Here is a 20,191-nt window from a genome sequence, read left to right on the forward strand (position 1 = left end):
GACCGTGGCGGAGCGAAATGCCCGTTTAGGGCACCGGGCGCTACTGCCTTACAATCAAAGGGTTGTCACGCAAAAATCACTCGCCATACGGGACACTTCGGTGCCGGCGTAAGGCTGGCGGTTACGTGGAAAACGCCATGAGCAAACAAACCAAGCGATGGATTCTGACGGCGACGGTCTGGATCGGCGTGGTGGCGGTCCTGGGCTTCATCAAGTTCAGCCAGATCAGCGCCGCTATCGCTTATGGCGAATCTTTCCCCGAGCCCTCCGAAACCGTCATCTCGACCCAACCGGTCCGCGAAAGCTATGTGCCCCAGACCCGCGCGGTTGCCGAGGTGGTGCCGGTGCGGTCGGTGACCTTGAGCAACGAACTGGCAGGCGCGATTGTTGACGTCGGGTTTGCACCCGGTGACCGGGTCAGCGAAGGCCAGGTCATGATCCGGCAGGACACCTCCGAAGAGCTGGCCCTGCTGGCAGCCGCCAACGCCCGGGAGGCGCTCGCGGAACGCACCCTGGATCGCAACGAAAACCTGCTGGGGGGTAGTGCCGTTTCCCGCCAGGCGGTGGACGACGCGCTGGCGCAGCGCGATGCGGCGCGCGCCGAAGCGCAGCGCGTCCAGGCCATCATCGAGAAAAAGACGATTCGCGCGCCGTTTGCCGCTAGCTCCGGCCTGGAGCGCTGGGAACCAGGCGGCTATCTGGACGCCGGCAGCGTCATCACCATGCTGGTGGGTGAAGGTGACGAGGTTTGGGTAGATTTTTCCCTTCCGCAGCAGCACGCCGCCGTGGCGGTTGGAGACAACGTCACCGTACACAGCGACCACCTCGGTCGCGCCACCGCAACGTTGATTGCACGCGCGCCTCAGGTGGACACAAGCTCGCGGGCCGTCCGCTATCGCGCGGCGCTGGCCAGCCCGGCGCTGGCCGCCGTACCCGGCGCGATCGTCGCGGTGTTTGTGGACACCGGTGCCCCCAGGCCCGCGCTGAAGGTCCCGGCGGTAGCGGTGCGGGAAGATACCTTTGGACCCCACGTGTTTGTTCTGGTGCCCGCTGAGTCGGGCGCTGACGCCAGCTTTCGCGCATCGCGCCGGGCGGTTGAGGTGCTGCGCGTCGACGCCGAGTATGCGTTCCTCAGTTCCGGGGTGGAGCCAGGTGACACCATTGCTGCGCAGGGCTCCTTCAAGCTGCGGGACGGCCTGCTAGTGAACCAAAGCGCCGTTAGGTCAGGACCCGGGTCGTGACCGACACCACCGCCGCGAGGCGGCCCCGCATCACCGATATTTTTGTTGAACGCCCGGTGGTGTCGATTGTGGTGTCTCTGGCGCTGCTGATCCTGGGCGCGCGGGCCGCCCTCAGCCTGCCGATTTTGCAGTACCCAAAGATCGAAAGCGCTTCCCTCCAGGTCAGCACCCCTTACGTCGGGGCGTCCTCGGAAACCGTTGAGGGGTTTATCACCGAACCGATCGAGCGGATTGCCTCCACCATGCCGGGCGTTGACTACGTCGATTCGATCACCACCTCCGGCATGAGTACGGTCAGAGTCTGGCTGAACATGAACGAAGACAGCACGGGCGCGTTGGCCGAGCTGACCGCGCGGCTCAACCAGATTGCCTTCGAGCTGCCGGAGGGTGCCGAGGACCCCGCGGTGACGGTGGTCCGAGCTGACCGACCGTTTGCCGCTTTCTACCTCGACGTGGTGATCCAGCCGCCCTACACCCGCGGCTCCGTCACTGACTATCTGACGCGCGAGGTCAACCCGGTGATCGCGGCAATTCCCGGGGTGCAGCGCGTGGGTGTTGAGGGGGGACGCCAGCCCGCCATGCGCGTTTGGCTGGATCCCGACCGGCTGGCTCAGTACGACCTGAGTACGCTCGATATACAGACGGCGCTGACGCGCAACAACGTGATCTCAACGCTCGGCCGCAGCGAAAGCCGAGATCAGCGGATCAACCTGCTTTCTAACGCGACCCTCACCTCCAAAACGGATTTCGAAGCGTTGGTGGTGCGCGACAGTAACGGTGTACAGGTTCGTCTCGGGGACGTTGCGCGCGTCGAGCGAGGCGAAGAAGAGGGTACGGTCATCGCTCGCCTCACCGACCAGGAGTCGGTGTTTATCTCGATCTGGCCCCTGCCCGGCGCCAATGAAATTGAAATCGGCGATGCCCTTTACGAGGTGCTGGAGAACCTCAAGTCGCGCATGCCGTCCGATCTCACCATCGGTATCGGCTATGACGGCACCTATTACATGCGCAACGCGCTCCGCGAAATTTTTGTCACCCTCGGGGAAACCATCCTGCTGGTCGGCCTGGTGGTAGTGCTGTTTATGGGCTCGGTGCGGACGGCCCTGGTGCCGCTGGTCGCTATTCCCATTTCCCTGCTGGGCGCGATGGCCGCCATGTCGCTTTTTGGGTTCTCGCTGAATCTGCTGACGGTACTGGCGATTGTGCTTTCGGTCGGGCTGGTAGTGGACGACGCGATTGTGGTGGTGGAGAACGTCGCCCGCTACATGCGCGAAGGGAAAAGCCGGCGGGAAGCCGCGCTCGCCAGCTCCCGACAGCTGCTGACGCCCATCATTGGCATGACGCTAACGCTGGCGGCCGTCTACGCACCCATCGGATTTGTTTCGGGTCTGTCGGGTGTGCTCTTCCGCGAGTTCGCTTTTGCTCTGGCAACCGCCGTGCTGGTGTCGGGGGTTGTTGCCATCACCCTGTCCCCCCTCATGAGCGCAACGCTCGCCCCGGAAGGCGGCAAAGAGGGCGCGTTCACCCGGCGGGTCAACGGCATCTTTGACCGGATTCAGGCCGCTTACGTGCGGCTGCTGGATCGCTCGCTGGACGCAAGACCCCAGGTGCTGACGCTCGCTGTGTTGTTCACGCTGCTGGTGATCCCGTTTTACCTGTTCTCCCAAAAGGAGCTTGCGCCGATCGAAGACCAGAGCACCGTGAACGTCGTGCTCGAGTCGGCACCGGAATCCTCGCTTGCCTACACCCGGACCTACACCCGGGACGTAGTGTCCATCATGCAGCAGCTCCCAGGCGCGCAGGACATGTGGCACCTCGTGCAGACAGCTGGCGGCTTCGGCGGCCAGCAGCTGGTGCGGCCCGGCGAGCGTGAGCAAAACACCCAGCAGCTGTTGCAGCGGGCGTTCGGCGAGCTGTCTGGCATTGCGGGCATCAAGGCTTTTCCGTTTCTGCCCGCACCGCTGCCCACCGCCGGCCAGTTCGACACGGAGCTCGTGGTCCGCGCCCCGGAAGACGCCTTGGCGATGCTGCCACTCGCCCGTCAGCTGGTTGACGCGGCCACCCGGAGCGGTCGGTTTTTGTATGCCGACACCGACCTCAAAATTGACCTGCCGCAGTCTCGACTGACGTTCGATCGAGAGCGCATCAGCGACCTTGGCATGGATATGGCGGAGGTCAGCCAGCAGCTGGGCGTGATGCTTTCCGGGAATTTTGTGAATCGCTTTGACGACGACGGCAAAGCGTTTCGGGTGGTGCCCATGCTGGCCACGGTCGACCGGGCGGACCCCAACACGCTACTGGACCTGAAAGTCCGCACGCCCGACGGCGCTCTAGTGCCGGTTCGATCGTTTGCCACCGTCACCAGCGAGGTTGCGCCACGGGCCCGAACGCGATTCGGGCAGTCCAACTCGTTCCGCGTCTATGGCGCAACCATGCCGGGATCCACCAAGGAACAGTCGCTGGCGGCGCTGGAAGAGGCAGCGCAGGAGATCCTGCCACCCACCTACTCCATCGACTACGCCGGCGAGTCGCGCCAGCTCCGCAAGGAAGGCAACACCATGTTTGGGGTCCTGGCCATTTCGCTGCTGGTGGTCTTTCTGGTGCTGGCCCTGCAGTTCAACAGTTTCCGCGATCCGCTGGTGGTGCTTGTCGGATCGGTGCCGCTGGCGCTCTGTGGCGCCATGATGATTTCGTTTCTCGACCTGACCACCATCAATATCTATTCCCAGGTCGGCCTCATCACGCTGGTGGGTCTGGTAGCGAAAAATGGCATTCTCGTCGTTGAGTTTGCCCGCCAGCTCCGCGCTGACGGCGCCGATCGGCTGCAGGCCATTCGCGAGTCAGCCGCCACCCGGCTGCGGCCCGTCCTAATGACCACCGGCGCCACCGTCCTCGGCCACTTCCCGCTGGTGCTGGTGACCGGTGCCGGCGCTGAGGCGCGCAACAGCATCGGCATCATTCTGGTTGTCGGCATGCTGATCGGCACCTTCTTCACGCTCTTGGTTCTGCCGCACGTCTATCTGCTGCTGGCGCCAAAAGACGAGCCGGCTCCGCTCGGGGCTGACCCGCTGCCGGCTGCAGCCTGATCACGCGCACTGTCGGCGGGGCGTCGAGTCCCCCGGCGTTCAGCCTCGGTTCAGGAATGCGGGGGATACTGAATCCCGGCATAACGTCGGCCGTTGAGGCGCTATTCTCATGGTGTTAACCCATGACTTGAGTCACTTAACTTACCGGCGGCCTCCACCCAAAATGCGGGTCATACGATCAATGGGGAAAACCATGAAAACAACCTGGAAATTGGCTACCGCCGCAGCCGCAACGCTGCTGCTGTCCGGCTGCGTCATCGTGACCGATCCTGACGACGACTGGGATCGTTCCAGCAGTGCCTGGGAATATCGGCAAAAGGATAACCACGCTTACATCACCGATCTGCGCCTGGGCGCGCCGATGGAGCAGGTGCGCGCCGAGCTCGGCCGCCCAGACTTTTCCGAAGGCTTCAGCAGCAACGGCAGCGAGGTGATTGTGCTGCGGTATCGCACCCAGCATCGGCATTCTGACGGCGAAACGACCTACGACGAAACGACGCCGCTGGTATTTGTCGACGGCGCTCTGGCCGGCTGGGGTGAAACGGTCGTCCGCGATTATCCGGTGACCCGTTACAGCCAGAACTGACTGAATCTACACGCGTTTTTCGACCGGGCAGGGGCGTTGGTCCCTGCCCGGTTTTTTATGGTCGGCAGGTTCACGAATGTCGTGACACACCCTGCCAAAAGTAGGCTTCGACCAGTACGAATAGGCGCTTCGGGAAAATCTGTTTGTGATCAACGGTGTGCGCCCACATCCTACGGGTCATGAGCAGAGAAAAGCAGAGGGACGCAAACATCATGACGAAAAAACCTGATCTGGACCCAGCCCGCAAGGTGTCGTTGGTGGCGATTGCGGCCCTGCTGCTGGTGAGCCTGGCCCCAACCGCTGGAGCCGGAGCCCTGAAAGGGGTTGCCGAGGTGATCGACGGGGATTCCATGATGGTTCGTGGCGTTGAAGTCCGGCTGCACAGCCTGGACGCGCCTGAGCTGGAACAGACCTGCAAGGACGCCAACGGCAAAACCTGGGCCTGTGGCGAGGCCGCGCGCGACGCGCTCGCGGCCAAGGTGAACGGTCGCCAGGTGGTGTGTCAACGCGCGCTGCTGGCTAGCCTGTACATCGGCGACTGCAAGGTCGACGGCGAGCGCATCAGCGCGTGGCTGCTGGAACAGGGCTTAGCCGTTATCGATCGTCGGGGTTCCCGTCGGTATGCCGGCTTTGAGTCCAAGGCTCGGCGGGCAGGCCGGAACATGTGGGCCGGAGAATTCGAGTACCCCTGGCGCTGGCGCGACGAGCGCGGCGGCTCATCGGGCGTCACCCTGGTGCTGCAGGACCGGCGCACCGTGGCTCGCTAACCGCAGCTGCTCGGGTCACAGCCGCCGCTCAAGTGACAGACGCCTAAGCAGCCCTCGACCCGATCATCTGGAATTGGAATATGAAACGGCCTGGACCCTTCCAGGCCGTTTTTGTTTGCGCGTAGCTTTATTCGAAACTATTCGCGAAAACCACGATGCCGACCGCAATTTGTACCGTGGCCTGCACCGTATCCGTGCCGTCGGTCAGCTCATAGACAAAGCGATCGGTTCCCGAGAAGCCCGCGTTGGGCGTATAGGTAAACCCGCCGTCAGACCTTAAGTCGAGAACCCCGTTGGCGGTATCCGTCAGCACACTGTAGACCGCCGAAGGACCATCCGGATCCGAGTCGTTGCCCGCCACGCTTGCGGTCAGCGCCGTGTCGAGATCGGTAGCAAACTGATCGTCCAGCGCCACCGGCGACTGGTTGACGGAATTGATGGTGATGCTGACCGTCGCGTCGGCACACAGGCTGGGCGCGCCGTCGTCACACACTCGGTAGGTAAAGCTGTCGCTACTGGTCGCGGAACCGTTGTGGGTATAGCTGAAGGTGCCGGCCGGGTCGAGCGACACCGCCCCATTGGTGGGTCCGCTGACCGGCGTGGTCTCCAGCGCCAGATTGTCGCCATCCGGATCGGAGTCGTTGGCAAGCAGCGAGGTCACCCCACCGTTCAGCTGGCTGACCGTGCCACCGACGCTCGTGCTGGCGGTGTCTGACACGGCTACCGGCGCCTGATTCGGTACATCCGTGATCACCACCTGCAGCACCGCGTCGTCGCAGCGACTCGGGCTACCGTCATCGCAAACCCGATAGGTGATGTTATCGGTGCTACCGACCGACCCGGTGTGCGTGTAGCTGAAGGTGCCATTGGCATTGAGGGTGATGCTGCCGTCACTCGGTCCGCTGATGGGCGTGGTCTGGACGGTCAGCGTGTCGTTTTCGATGTCGCTGTCGTTGTCCAGCAGTGAAAGTTCTCCGCCGACCAGCGCCGTTACCGTGCCGCCGACGGTCACCGTCGCAAAGTCGGCGCCGGCGCTGGGCGCGTCGTTGACCGCCAGGATATTGAAGCTGACGGTTGCGATATCGAACTGCGGATCCGGAGCGCCGTTGGTGGTGCCGTTGTCGGTGGCCGTATATTGGAAGCCCGCTGGCCCGGAGAATTCGGGGGTCGGCGTGAACTCCACCGTGGTGCCGTTGATCACCACCGTGCCGCCGTTGGCGTTGCCTACGGCGCTGATCAAAAGCGTCTGCGAGGACTCATCGGTCCCCGCGCTGTCGTCACCTAGCAGCTCGCTAAAGGCGATGACCCGCACGCCGCTGTCCTCGTCGATATCGCTCAGCGTGTCATCGCTCGCAACCACCGGGTCGTTGACCTCGGTGACGGTGATGTTGAGCTGCGCCGACGCGCAGCGGACCGGAACGCCGTCGTCGCACACCTCGTAGACCACCAGATCGGAAGTGGTCTCGCCGCCGTTGTGGGTGTAGCTGAACGTGCCGTTAGCGGCGAGCATAAAGCTGGCGGCGTTGCTCGGCAGCGTTTGCGCTGGGGTGGTGACCGTCAGGTTATCCCCGTTGGTGTCGCTGTCGTTAGCCAGCACGCTGCCGACCGCACCGTCGAGAACCGTGGCGGTGGCGCCTTCGGCGACCGTCAGACTGTCATCGACGGCGGTCGGCGGATCGTTGGGGGCGAGGCCTAGCGTCGGCACCAGGCACCATCGGTTCAACGTGCCTGAGTCAAACCCTTCACCGTCGCTGACCCGAAGATCCCAGTCTCCCGCGAAGTCTTCGCCGATGAGAGCCGCCAGCAGCTCGGTGCCGCGCAGCGTGCCGCCAATCGCGGGTACGCTGGTGCTGCACTGGTCTTCGGCAAGATCGATGGCCGAATCGTCAAAGAGCGTCTGCACATCGTCCTGGTTACAGCCGAATGCACTCAGCGCCGGGCTGCCCGGTCGATCCAGCAGGGTCACGGCGGTTCCGGTGTCGCGATGGGTCAGGGTTACACCAAGATCACCGACAAACGTGTGGCTGATGTCCAGGTACACGTTCATGTCGGCCAGGAGGCTGCTGGTGGCGGTGCTGAGTGTGCTTGTCGTAAAGCCGGGGTCGGGTATGCCCTGTGCGGGCGCAAGACATACCGCGTCGCCCGTGTCGACGGTGATACTGACTGCGGCCGTTGCGCACTGGCTGGGAGTACCGTCATCGCAGACCCGGTAGGTGAAGCTGTCGGTGCCAGTGAAATTGCCGCTGTGGGTGTAGCTGAAGGTGCCGTTGGCATTGAGCGTCACCGACCCATTAGCTGGATCGCTGACCGGCGTGGTCTCCAGACTGAGCCCGTCACCATTCAGGTCACTGTCGTTAAACAGCAGCGATGTTTGGCCACTGTCCAGCACGGTGACGGTGCCGCCGTTAGCCACCGAGGCCGCGTCGGCCACAGCCGTCGGCGGCTGATTCACGGCGATCGACACCACCGCATCGTCACAGAGTGAGGGACTGCCGTTGTCACAGACCCGATAGGTAAAGCTGTCGCTCGTTGCGCTGTTGCCGTTGTGGGTATAGCTGAAGGTGCCCGCCGCGTTGAGAGTGACGCTGCCCGAAGACGGCGCTACCACCGGCGCCGTCTGCAGAGTCAGGCTGTTGCCGTTGGGGTCAGAGTCGTTGAACAGGAGCGACGCCTCACCGCTGTCGAGCGTGGTCACGGTGCCACCCGCCCCGACGCTGGCGGCGTCCGCAACGGCCACCGGCGCCTGATTGGGTACGCCGATCGCAATGTTGAGCACGGCCTGGGCGCACTGGCTCGGAGTCCCGTCGTCGCACACCTCATACGTGACGGCATCGCTCGTAGTTGCCGTGCCGTTGTGGGTGTAGCTGAAGGTCCCGTTGGCGTTCAGGGTGATGCTGCCCGAGCCAGGCCCGCTGACCGGGGATGTCTGGAGTGACAGGTTGTCACCGTTGAGATCGGAATCGTTGAACAGCAACGAGGTCTGGCCGCTGGAAAGCACGGTGACCGTTCCCGCGTTGTCTACGTCGGCGCTATCGTTAACTGCGGTTGGCGGCTGGTTGACGCTGATCGAAACCACCGCGTCGTTGCACGCACTTGGCGTGCCATCGTCGCAGACCCGGTAGGTAAAGCTGTCGGAGGTGGTGGCTGTCCCGTTGTGGGTGTAGCTGAACGTGCCGGCCGCATTGAGCGTGACGCTACCGGAACTCGGGCCGCTCACCGGTGAGGTCTGTAGGGTCAGATTATCGCCTTCCGGATCGGAGTCGTTGAATAGCAGGGACGTCTGTCCACTGTCGAGCGTGGTCACCGTGCCACCGGCCGCGACGCTCGCGCTATCAGCGACGGCGTCTGGCGCCTGGTTGCCGCTAAACGTGACCGCAAAAGCGCCTCGGCCAAGCGAGAACGCGACCAGCCGGTTCTGAGCGGGGTCGTAATCGATATCGTAGATTGGCACGACGGGTAGACCGCTGGCCGCTTCAGCCCACACCGAATAGCCGTCGCTGGCCAGCGCGAGGTAAACCCCCCGGTCGGTGCCCACCGCCAGCGCGTCCCCGCTGGGCCGCTCGAGGAATGCCAGAGTCCGAAGGGTGCCGGGCGTAAAGCCACTGATCAGGTTACCGGTGACGGTGCCAAAGGATGCGCCCCCCGTGGTGGAGCGCTCCACGCCATTGGACTGCAACACAAACGCCTGGCTGGCGTCGGAAGGATCTTGGACAACACCCTGGAGCGACTGAGTAGAGGGACAGTTATAGACGCAGCTCAACGACCCACCGCCGGTGTCTCGCCGGTACAGCCCCCCATCTGAGCCGGAAATGACGTAGAGCAGGTCGGCGTTGGTGGCAGTACCGTAGGCAATGCTGCGCCGACCGCCAGACAGCACCGGGACGGCCGGGGTGAGCTGGGCGATGTTGTCGCCCAGATCAAAAGATTCATACGCTGCGTTGCCGCCGCCGATGATCAAGCGCGAGCCGGCCGACTGATTCACCTCGATCGGCGTGGTGAACTGCGCCGTCAGCGGCGAACCGCTGGTCACGTTCAGCGCCAGGTTGGACGAGCCCAGAAATCCGTTGCTGCTGTTGTAGATGAGGCGCCGCACACCGCCCAGATTCTGCGAGCTGGCAAATCGAATCGACTGATTGGAGCCGGCGAGCGCCAGGATATCCACGGCCACGTCGCCGCCGTCACCGCCCTGGAAGGTCTGCCAGACGGTATTGGCAAAGGTCGACTGACGGGTGGTGCCATTGTCCTGGTTCCCGCTGAACGCAATTTGGGACGTGGCGTCGAAAGCGCCGCTGTGCTGTTCGGTAACCTGCAGGTTACCGTTGACGTCCTCCCAAGCGCCGGAGGCAGAACGAGGCAGCGTGCGCCGATAGATACCGCCATCATCCGTTTCCAGCAGGTTCCCGTCGGCGTCGAACACCATGTCGCGGGAATCGGGGTGGGGCGCTGAGCCGTTGCTGGTGCCGTTGTGGGTGATGGTGTCCCACTGGCTGCCGCTAGGCTGACTGATATCCCCACGAAACAGACGGCCGGAAAAGGACGACGCGCCGATGGCGTTGGGAAAGCCGCCGGTGTCGTTGTTGGCCCTGGGCTGGCGGTCGCCGCCGATGTAAACGATGTCCGAATCCACGGGGTCAGCCACGAGCGACGTATGCAGATTGCCCTGCGTGCCGGGATGGATCCCGGCGCCGCTATCGGTGGTCGGGATGTCCATTTGGGTCCAGCTGGTGCCGCTGTTGGTGGAGTAAAAAACCGCTGACAGCCGCCCGGTGTTGCCGGGCACGAAGGCCGCAAACACGGTGCCGGTGGGGCCAACCGTCAGCTCAACGTGGTCGCTGGTGTTGGCCGCGCCACTGAACTGCGCGTCCATGGTGGCGTTGCTGACTTTGTTCCAGGACGCTCCGCTGTCGGCGCTGCGGTAGATGCCGTCACCGGTGCTGCATGCGTTCCCGAAATCCACCACGCTGGCGTACAGCACCGCGCTGTTAGTCGGATCCTCGGCGAGCGCGTCAGAACCGCCGCTGGCGATGCCGTTGGTAACTCGATCCCAGTTGGTCCCACTGTCGGCGGTCCGCCAGATTCCGACATTGCCGCAGGTAAACGCATCGGCCACGTCCACGGCGGCCACCATCGTGCTGCCCCGACCGACAATCTTGGCGATGTTTTTGCCGATCATGTCGCTGCCCACCTGAGTCCAGGTGGTGCCCCCGTTGGTGGTGCGCAGCACACCCTGGCGAGAGCCACCTCGGCTGGCAAAGCTGCTGAAGCGACCGAAGCTCGCCACGAGCGTCTCGTTGGTGCCATCGGTCGGGTCAAACGCTACGTCACTTGCGGAGCTGCTCAGCTCGCTGTCGGTCTGCTGAACCCAGGTCGGCGAGGTTGCCGTGGCGTTGGTAGTCTTCCAGATGCCGCCATTGACGGCCGCCACATAAATAATGTCGGCGTCGGTGGGATGGGCGGCCACGCCGTGCACCGCGCCGCTGGCCGGATCATCGCCCGGCACGTTGTCCACGTTGCCGATGCCGCGGGTTTCGATGGCGGCCGGACCAATCGGCTGCCAGCTTTGCGGATTGGCCCCGAGCGGAATCAGTGCGGTGAGCAGCACAACGGCCGGATTGATGCGAATCCGACGGGTCCACATCCTGTGGAATGTGCGGCACTTATCCATATTTTGTCCCCAAGCCTGCTAAGCTCATTAAAGTTTTATCGGCATTGTGCGGATTTTCTTGGTGTTTTTTCGTTATCTCATTCTCATTACGGGTATCGCGACAGCGATTTCAGCGCAGGCCAACGACGCGGTGGAGCTGCGTAGCGGACTGCTGATCAATATGCCGGCCGCGCAGGTTTACCTGATGCAGCCAGCCGGGGGCGTGGAGGCGGTCGCCGTGGCAACCGGCGCCACCCAGTGGCGCAGCGACAGTGCCGACCAGCCGCTCTCGCTGCAGCAAAACCAGCTGCTGCTTCAGATCGATACCGAGCTCGAAGGTCGTATGGACCTGGCGTGGATCAACGTCGAAACTGGTCGGTTGGAAAGCACCGAGGCGGTCACTCTGCCCAAAGGCGTCACTCCGCGCGTAGACCAAGGCCTGGGTCAGGAGTTTGATCACCGCCTGACCGCCGCCGGCGACCTGGTGTGGGAGCACCGAAGCCGTCCGGTGCGGGGTATGCCCAGCGAGCAGCCGGCACCGGTGCAGCGTCAGGCAGGTGCCGTCAGCCTGAGCGGCGGCAGCATCGCTGCGCTGGCGCCGCCCGATCCGCAGACGGTATCGGCCCTGTGGCAGGCTCAATCGCCGGAAGTCCCCGCTTCGAGTGCGGGCCAGCGACGATTTCAGGCCGCTGGCGGCGACACGATCCTGGTTTCCCGCGAGGATGCCGATGCGTCGATCTGGGAACGCTACGAGTGGACGGTGCTCAGCGCAGACGGCAAGAGACTCGGGCAATTCCGCAGTCACATGGGTTATTCACCGTTTGTTGTGCTCGATGGCGTGCTGCTCTACGTCACGCAGCCGCTGAGCCGCCAGACTGCTGACCGGGGCCTGGTCAGCGAACCGCTGATGCTGCGGGCGATTGACCTGGCAACGGGTCAGCAGGTCTGGGCGCGCGAACTGCGTGACACCCGCTACCAGGGCCCCTATCCCGCCTGACCCCATTGGCCTTGGGATGATTGCCGTTCTTTGGGCTGAACGCGCCAAGCAGGCATCGTTCCGAGCCGGTTCTGAATCGCTATAATCGCCGTCTCTTAGCGGCGGAAAACCACTATGGATCTTGCTACTCCCGGGTCGACCCAGGCTGTTCGTATGATGCTGCTCGGTTCGGGCGAGCTCGGCAAAGAAGTGGTGATCGAAGCCCAGCGCCTCGGTGTTGAGGTGATCGCCGTTGACCGCTACGCCAGCGCGCCGGCGATGCAGGTGGCTCACCGCAGCCACGTGATCGATATGCTGGACCCGGCCGCGCTTCGCCAGGTGATCGAGGACGAGCGTCCGAGCCTCATCGTGCCGGAAATCGAGGCCATCCATACCCCGACCCTGCTGGAGCTGGAGCAGGAGGGCTTTCGGGTTATCCCCACAGCCCGTGCGGCGAGACTGACCATGGATCGCGAGGGCATCAGGCGGCTGGCCGCCGAAGAGCTGGGCCTGCCGACCTCACCCTATCGTTTTGTCGACACTCAGGCTGAGTACGAGCAGGCGATCCAAGAGCTTGGCTTCCCGTTTGTGATCAAACCCGTGATGAGCTCGTCGGGGAAAGGTCAGAGCACCGTGCGTGATGCCCAGCAGGCTCAGGAGGCCTGGGACTATGCGCAGAGCGGCGGACGCGCTGGTGCCGGGCGCTGTATCGTTGAGGGGTTCGTCCAGTTCGATTACGAGATCACCCTGCTGACTGTGCGCCATCGAGACGGTACCGCTTTCTGCGCGCCCATCGGGCATCGCCAGGAGCTGGGCGACTATCGCGAGTCCTGGCAGCCCCAACCGATGAGCGACCTCGCTCAGCACAAAGCGGAAGACATCGCTAGAACCATTACCGAGGCGCTGGGCGGCCACGGGCTGTTTGGCGTCGAGCTATTCATCCGCGGTGACGAGGTGCTGTTTTCTGAAGTCTCACCCCGACCGCATGATACGGGCCTGGTGACGCTCATCTCCCAGGACTTATCGGAGTTTGCGCTCCACGTCCGCGCCATCCTTGGCCTGCCGATCCCGGAGATCCGCCAGCTGGGGCCCTCAGCCTCGGCCGTGGTGCTGCTGGAGGGTGACGGCGAAGCCCCGGTCTACGGCGGTGTCGACGCAGCGCTGGCGGAGCCCGGCACCGACCTTCGCCTGTTCGGTAAACCGGAGGTCAAAGGTCGGCGGCGGATGGGCGTGTGCATGGCCATCGATAGCTCGATCGAGGCCGCTCGCGCCAAGGCCACCCGCTCCGCCGAAAAGATCAGGCCACTCACCCGTCAAGGTTCACCCTGGCCGCCCTGATGGGCTTCAGCCCGCCACGCTAAGCTCCTCTTCTTCTTCTGCCGCTGTCGTTTCCGGTCAGCAATTTCGCTTACCCGGGAAACCGACAGTGTTAACGGCGCCTTCGGGTCGTTCCATCGACCCCGCTGACGCCTGCAGAAGAAGGAGTCACCCCCATGAATCATCGAAAACTTATCCCCGTGCTCCGGGGCCTGCTGCTCGTTGTGGCCCTGCCGACGGCAGCAGCAGCACAATTCGCTACGGTCACCGCGCCCGACGGTGAGGCTGACGACAGCTTTGGCTACGCCGTGGCCGTCTCGGGTCCGACGTTGGTCAGCGGCGCCTGGCAAAACGACAGCGTGCGGGCCAATGCCGGCGCGGTGTACGTCTACGAGCAGAATGGTGACGGCAGCGCCTGGGAATTCTCGAGCAAACTGATCCCGGACGATGATGACTTTGCCGGCGACCAGTTCGGCGTTGCGGTGGCGATCGACGGCGACTGGCTGCTCGCCGGCGCGCCTTTCGACGACGAAGCGGGCAATGATCGGGGAGCGGCCTATGTTTTTCGCCGAGCGGCCGTCGGCCGCGCCGCCTGGACGCAAAGCTCAAAACTGTTCGCCGACGACGGCGCATTTCGCGACTTCTTTGGCAGCGCGGTGGCGATCTCCGGAAACTTGCTCGTCGTCGGGTCGCCCGAAGACGATGACCTGGGCACGCAGAGCGGCTCGGTCTACGTCTTTGAACGAAACCCCGGTACGGAACAATGGCTCCAAACCGCCAAGCTAACCGCAGGCAACGGCGAGCGGGGCGACCGCTTTGGCAGCGCGGTTGCCATCTCCGGGGACACGGTGCTGGTCGGTGCCGCGGAACACAACCACGAAGGCGTCAACAACCAGGGCGCCGCGTTTGTCTTCCGACGTACGGACAGCGGCTGGCTGGAGGTGGCGACGCTGGCGGCCAGCGACGGTGACGAGCTCGATCAGCTCGGGTTTTCGGTCGCGATCGACGGTGACCTGGCGCTGGTCGGCGCACCTTTCGACGATGACCCCGATCATACCGGCGGTGCCGCCTACGTCTTTCAACGCCAGCCGGGTAGCGATGTCTGGCTGGAAACCGACAAACTTAGCGCCCTCGATGCCGGTCTCGGCGACCAGTTTGGCTTTGCCGTGGCCCTGGGCGGTGGTGAGGCGCTGCTGGGCGCACTCAACGACGATGATAGCGGCGAAGACGCTGGCGCCGCCTACGTATTTCATCGTGAGCTTGGGGGCGATAGCTGGAATCAGGTGGACAAGCTCACGCCTATGGCGGGCACTGCGTTCGACGGCGCCGGGTTTGCTGTGGCCCTGGGCGATGGGCTCGGCGTGGTGGGTGCGCCGGACCACGATCCTGCAGCCGTCGATGAGGCGGGCGCAGCGTTCCTGTTCGCGCTACCTGCCCCCCCATCCGACGACATCTTTCACGATAGCTACGAGGACTAGCAGCACACTAAGAAGGCCAAGGATGGCCGTATGACTGGCTAGCGTTATCCGGTTCTAGCCGGCGATCTGTTACCCTTTGCCGCTGCGTTTGACCCTCCAGGAGTATCGCGTGATCCACCGAAGTGCCATCGCTCTCAGCCTGCTGCTGGTACTGCTGTTCATCGCCAGCTGTACCGACGATCAATCAACACAGACGACAGCTGACGCAGCCGACGCGGCGCCAAAGGCGCCAATGACGGAGTCGGGCTTTGAGCAGGACAGTGAGGCCAATGAGGCCAAGCCGCTGGACCCACGCGCCGATTACCACTCCTATGCCAGGACCCACGAATTCCTAATCCGGCATCTCGACCTCAACCTCGCGGTCGAATTTGGACGGCGGGTCCTGCAAGGCACCGCCACGCTTTCCGTGGAGCGACAGGGAGAGGACGGCACCGAGCTGGTACTCGATACCCGAGACCTGAGCGTGAGCGGGGTCCGAGCTGGGGGTATGGAAGGGCTCACTGAAGTGCCTTTTTCGGTCGGCAAAGCCGACCCGATACTCGGCTCAGCGCTTCGAATTGAGATGCCCGAGGGCGCAACGCTGGTGGAAATCGCCTACGAAACGTCGCCCCGCGCGTCCGGGCTGCAGTGGTTGACGCCGGCGCAAACCGCGGGCAAACGGCATCCTTTTTTGTTCACGCAGGCTCAAGCGATTCACGCGCGAAGCTTTGTCCCCCTGCAGGACACGCCCGCCGTACGCTTTACGTACAACGCCACCATCAGCGTGCCGGCAGCGCTGCTGGCCGTGATGAGCGCCAACAACAGTCCGGAGCGTTCGGCTGAGGGCGTCTACCGTTTTGCCATGCCGCAGCCCATTCCGTCCTACCTGCTGGCGCTGGCGGTGGGCGATCTGGAATTCCAGGCCATGGGCCAGCGGACAGGCGTCTATGCCGAGGCGGAAATCCTGCAGGCGGCCGCGGCTGAGTTCGCCGATACCGAAGCGATGCTGGAGGCCACCGAGGAGCGCTATGGTCCCTACCAGTGGGATCGATACGATCTGCTGATCCTGCCGCCCAGCTTTCCCTTTGGCGGCATGGAAAACCCGCGCTTGAGCTTCATCACCCCAACGGTCATCGCTGGCGACAAGAGTTTGGTTGCCCTGATCGCCCACGAGCTGGCGCACTCCTGGTCCGGCAACCTCGTCACCAACGCGAGCTGGCGCGACCTTTGGCTCAACGAGGGATTTACCACGTATCTGACCAACCGGATCATGCAGTTTGTCTACGGCGACGAGCGGTACCGCATGGAAATGGCGCTGGGTTACAGCGAGCTGGTCGCCGAAATGGCCGGTATGGAAACGCTCGATCAGCTGCTCGCTCTCGACGTTCGGGGCCGCGACCCGGATGAAGCCTTCTCGGGTATTCCCTATGAGAAGGGGGCGCTGATGCTCTATGAAATCGAACAGCAGATTGGACGCGAAGCCTTCGACCGTTTTCTGCTCGACTACTTCAACACCTTCCAATTTCAGAGCCTGAACACCGACGCTTTTCTCGCCCATCTGGACAAAACGCTGCTGGTGGATCACGCCGACCAGCTGGATCGCGAGCGCATCCGGGAGTGGATTTTCGAGCCGGGGTTGCCGGCGGGTTCGCCGGCTCCGGAATCGGATGCCTTCAACCCAATCGACGCCCAGCGCACCGCCTGGCTTGAGGGCAAGCAAAGCGCATCCCTGATCTCCAGCGACGGCTGGACCTATCATCAGTGGAAACACTTTCTGGATGGTATGCCCGAAACGTTGACGGAGTCCCAGCTCACCGAGCTGGACGAAACCTTTCTGCTGACCGAATCGAGCAACAACGAGATTGCTTTCAGCTGGCTGATGATCGCGGTTCGTAACGAGTATGCGCCCGCAGACGCGCGGCTGGAAAACTTCCTCACGACCATCGGGCGCAACAAGTTTTTGCGCCCGCTGTATCAGGCGCTGGTCGACGCTGGCAAGCGCGATGAGGCTGAACGGATCTTTGAAGCGGCCAAGGCCGGTTATCACCCGCTCACGGTGAAACGAAACAGTCAGATTATTAACGCGACGAACTGACCCTTCCCACGAGCACCACGAATGACGGGTGGCTGAGTTGATGCCGCCCGGCCCTCAAGCGCGCTCAACTTTCGACCATCCGCGCCGACATTTGTAAGGGAAATCACGCAAGTTGCTGTGCAGCAAGCAAATGTGAACCTATGTCAGCCGCTCTTGCGAAGCCCTCAAGCCCGGCGCTAGGATCGATGTCAATATGATGAAAACCCTATCGGGCGCCGTCTGACCGGACGCCCAACGAGGCTCGGGGGAGACTCTTGAATACAACAACCTCTGATAAAGATCAGCTGGATCTGGCTGATCGACGCGCCCTTGACGCCGTACATTGGAGCCGACGCTTTGCTCTCTTTCACCTGGCCGTGCTGCTCCCCGGCGTTGCGCTGGGTATCTACGTTGCGGTCACCGGAACGCCACTTTACGGCGGACTGGCGGCGGGCTACTTTTTGGCGCTCTGCGGCGCCGTGCTGGTGTTTCGGGAGCTCGCGAAACGTGACAAGACAGGCCTGCCCGACGTCGACCTCTGGCGCCAGCAGGTGCTCGGGTATGCAATTTGCGCAGGCGTCGGTTGGGGCGCGTGCGGCGCGCTGCTGGTCGAGCCGGGCAGCACGCAGTCGCTGTATCTCGTTTCGGTATTAACTCTCGCGGCCGTGGCCGGCGGCGTGGTGCTGTTGTCGTTCTCTTTCCTCGCCCAGCTGGCTTTTCTGCTTCCGGCCCTGCTGCCGCTGCTGATCCGGGTTTCTGTCGATGATCTGCTAACCAGCCTTGGCGCGGTCGCCACGCTGGCGGCCTTCGGCGTGGTCGCGGTTGTCACGAGCCGGGAGAACGGCCTGTTCGATGAGCGCACCGCATTCAGGCTGAAGACCGAGGACCAGGAGCAGAAGGTACAGACCGCTATGGACCAGATGGGTGAGGCTGAGGGTGCCCGTCATCGCATGGCCCGCGAGCGCGACGCAATTCGGGAGGAAATGGGTGAGCTCAATCGCCAGGCCCAGCAGGCGGCGCTCACCAAAGACGAATTTCTGGCCACTATGAGTCACGAGATTCGCACGCCGCTGAACGGCATTATTCCCCTGCTCGACCTCATGCGAGGCTCCAAGCTGGACGAGGAGCAGCGTGCGCACATGAGCACCATTCTCGCGTCCTCGCGCCACCTGCTGTCGATCATCGACAGCATGCTCGATTACTCCAAGATGCAGGCCGGCAAGCTTGAGCTCGAAACCGTCGGTTTTAATCTGAGCGATCTACTCGATTCCGTCACCAAATTGCTGTCCGGGTCAGCCCGGCGCAAACATGTGGCGCTGGAAAGTCAGCTTGAATCCAACGTTCGGGTGGCCGTACGAGGAGACCCGGTGAGGCTTCGCCAGGTTTTGACTAACCTGGTCAGCAACGCCGTCAAATTCACTGAAGAGGGCAGTGTCCGGATCACCGTGTCAGCGGTGGCCGAAACCGTTGCGGAGTATCGGCTGCGGTTCCGTATCGTCGATACCGGTATCGGCATGGACGAGGCGACGCTGGACAAGCTGTTCACGCCTTTCACTCAGGCGGACGCCTCGGTGACCAGAAACTTTGGCGGCAGTGGCCTGGGGCTGGTGATCTGCAAACAGATGGTGGAGCTCATGGGCGGCGAGATCGGCGTTAAGTCCGCCGTCGGTAAAGGCTCAAATTTCTGGTTTGAAATACCCCTGAAAAAGGCGGTCGGCGACATCGCGCCGGAAGCCCGGCAGCTCGCCGGCATGCGGATGCTGATGGTCTCGAGCGACGACACCTTCAAGGTACGCACCTCCCGCTTTGCCCAGAACAGCGGCTGCAACGTTGATCTTGCGACCAGCGCGAAAGAGGCCGTGGAGAAGGTCAAGAAAGGCCACAAGGATGGTGGCTACTGGGATTTCGATCTGTTGGCGATCGACGCCACATCAGTTGGCCCCCAGGGCTTGGTGCTGGCCAAAAAGCTTGGCACGCATCCCAAGATCGCCAAACCCTGTCTAATCATGAACGCCGGGGGAAAGGTGCCGCCGGCCCTGGAGGAGGTGCCGAAGATTGCGGCGGTCACCTCACACTGCTCCACCGAGGAGCTGGCCGAAGCGATTAGCGGCCTCGTCAAAGCCGCACCGGACAAGCCGGCGACGGCGGCTTCCAGAGCCCTGGAAACGGCTGAGTTCACCGAAGAAGAGCCCATTCGCGCCAAGGTGCTGGTGGTGGAGGACAACCACATCAACCTCAACGTTGCCAGCAGCCTGATGGAGTCGCTGGGGCTGAAGTTCGACGTTGCGCTGAACGGCCAGGAGGCGCTGGCCATGATGGAGAAAGGCGGCTTCGACGCGGTGTTGATGGACTGCATGATGCCCGTGATGGATGGCTATACGGCCGCCAGTAAGTGGCGTGAGATTGAGGAACGCAACGGGCTGAAGCGGATGCCGATTATCGCCATGACCGCCAACGCGATGTCCGGGGACATGGAAAAATGCCTTGGCGCTGGCATGGACGCCTATCTGTCCAAACCGCTGGATCGTCACCTGATCGCCGACACGCTGCGGCGACTACTGGCCGGTGAGGACAGCATGGGCGAGGCTCTAGCCACAAAAGCCCCAGCGACAAAAGCTGCCCCCAAGCCGGCGATACAGACATCTCCCAAGTCAAAGGCGGCGCCAGTCGCTCGGCCTGCGGACGAGCCCGACACCGACCTGGATGAAGGCATTCTGACCAAACTGGAAGAGGTGATGGGAAATCGGGTTGAGGAAGTCGTCCAGTCTTACATCGCCGACTCGCCGGATAACATCGAAAGGATTCGTGAGGCTTTGAGCGGAAGCACCATGGAAGCGGTGGGCGCGTGCGCCCACGAGCTTAAGTCGACCAGCGCGAGCCTGGGTGTGATCTCGGTCAAGAAGCTCTGCCAGTCTATCGAGCTGGCCGCGCGGGACAGCGACGTTGATCAGATCAATAAAATCCTCGAGCAGCTGCCCGAGGCGTTGGACCGAGCCATCCAGGCGCTGCGGGAGTTCAAGCCGGTTGCAGCCTAGCCTGAGCC

10 protein-coding genes are annotated in these 20,191 nt (G+C 63.1%); 9 read left to right on the forward strand and 1 reads right to left on the reverse strand.

Annotation, left to right across the window (positions count from 1 at the left end; genetic code table 11):
• Positions 1-137: 137 nt before the first annotated feature.
• The 4 genes from AAF358_02145 (at position 138) to AAF358_02160 (ending at position 5,680) form a co-directional block, all read left to right on the forward strand.
• Complete coding sequence (locus AAF358_02145) at positions 138-1,241, forward strand: efflux RND transporter periplasmic adaptor subunit (protein MEM7704319.1); 1,104 nt, start codon at positions 138-140, stop codon at positions 1,239-1,241.
• Positions 1,238-4,327 (forward strand): efflux RND transporter permease subunit, encoded by a 3,090-nt coding sequence (locus tag AAF358_02150; GenBank protein MEM7704320.1) that lies wholly within the window; start codon positions 1,238-1,240, stop codon positions 4,325-4,327. The genes AAF358_02145 and AAF358_02150 overlap by 4 nt, the downstream gene beginning before the upstream one ends.
• Before the next feature lie 193 nt (positions 4,328-4,520).
• A complete protein-coding gene (locus AAF358_02155; GenBank protein MEM7704321.1) occupies positions 4,521-4,913 on the forward strand; it encodes a DUF3192 domain-containing protein in 393 nt (130 codons plus the stop codon).
• A gap of 212 nt (positions 4,914-5,125) precedes the next feature.
• Complete coding sequence (locus AAF358_02160) at positions 5,126-5,680, forward strand: thermonuclease family protein (protein ID MEM7704322.1); 555 nt, start codon at positions 5,126-5,128, stop codon at positions 5,678-5,680.
• Positions 5,681-5,807: 127 nt separating this feature from the next.
• Here AAF358_02160 and AAF358_02165 read toward each other — a convergent pair whose 3' ends face one another.
• Positions 5,808-11,345, reverse strand: a complete 5,538-nt coding sequence (locus AAF358_02165) for an Ig-like domain-containing protein (protein MEM7704323.1) — start codon at positions 11,343-11,345, stop codon at positions 5,808-5,810.
• 61 nt (positions 11,346-11,406) lie between these two features.
• Between AAF358_02165 and AAF358_02170 the strand changes: the two genes are divergently transcribed.
• From AAF358_02170 to AAF358_02190, 5 genes are all read left to right on the forward strand, one after another.
• Positions 11,407-12,321, forward strand: coding sequence for a hypothetical protein (locus tag AAF358_02170; protein ID MEM7704324.1), 915 nt, complete (start codon positions 11,407-11,409; stop codon positions 12,319-12,321).
• A 114-nt stretch (positions 12,322-12,435) separates the two neighbouring features.
• Positions 12,436-13,638, forward strand: a complete 1,203-nt coding sequence (gene purT / locus AAF358_02175) for a formate-dependent phosphoribosylglycinamide formyltransferase (GenBank protein MEM7704325.1) — start codon at positions 12,436-12,438, stop codon at positions 13,636-13,638.
• 155 nt (positions 13,639-13,793) lie between these two features.
• Positions 13,794-15,095, forward strand: coding sequence for a hypothetical protein (locus AAF358_02180; protein MEM7704326.1), 1,302 nt, complete (start codon positions 13,794-13,796; stop codon positions 15,093-15,095).
• A gap of 109 nt (positions 15,096-15,204) precedes the next feature.
• The gene (locus AAF358_02185; GenBank protein MEM7704327.1) at positions 15,205-17,169 is read left to right on the forward strand and encodes a M1 family metallopeptidase; all 1,965 of its coding nucleotides are present in this window, start codon (positions 15,205-15,207) and stop codon (positions 17,167-17,169) included.
• 254 nt (positions 17,170-17,423) lie between these two features.
• Positions 17,424-20,183, forward strand: coding sequence for an ATP-binding protein (locus AAF358_02190; protein ID MEM7704328.1), 2,760 nt, complete (start codon positions 17,424-17,426; stop codon positions 20,181-20,183).
• Positions 20,184-20,191 lie beyond the last annotated feature (8 nt).

Source organism: Pseudomonadota bacterium (assembly GCA_039033415.1).
Classification (GTDB): domain Bacteria; phylum Pseudomonadota; class Gammaproteobacteria; order Xanthomonadales; family SZUA-38; genus JANQOZ01.

Excerpts from the sequence above, each read along its gene's own strand:
- AAF358_02145 (MEM7704319.1), top strand. The coding sequence starts at position 138 with ATGAGCAAACAAACCAAGCGATGGATTCTGACGGCGACGGTCTGGATC.
- AAF358_02165 (MEM7704323.1), bottom strand. The coding sequence starts at position 11,345 with ATGGATAAGTGCCGCACATTCCACAGGATGTGGACCCGTCGGATTCGC.
- purT (MEM7704325.1), top strand. The coding sequence starts at position 12,436 with ATGGATCTTGCTACTCCCGGGTCGACCCAGGCTGTTCGTATGATGCTG.
- AAF358_02155 (MEM7704321.1), top strand. The coding sequence starts at position 4,521 with ATGAAAACAACCTGGAAATTGGCTACCGCCGCAGCCGCAACGCTGCTG.
- AAF358_02160 (MEM7704322.1), top strand. The coding sequence starts at position 5,126 with ATGACGAAAAAACCTGATCTGGACCCAGCCCGCAAGGTGTCGTTGGTG.
- AAF358_02180 (MEM7704326.1), top strand. The coding sequence starts at position 13,794 with ATGAATCATCGAAAACTTATCCCCGTGCTCCGGGGCCTGCTGCTCGTT.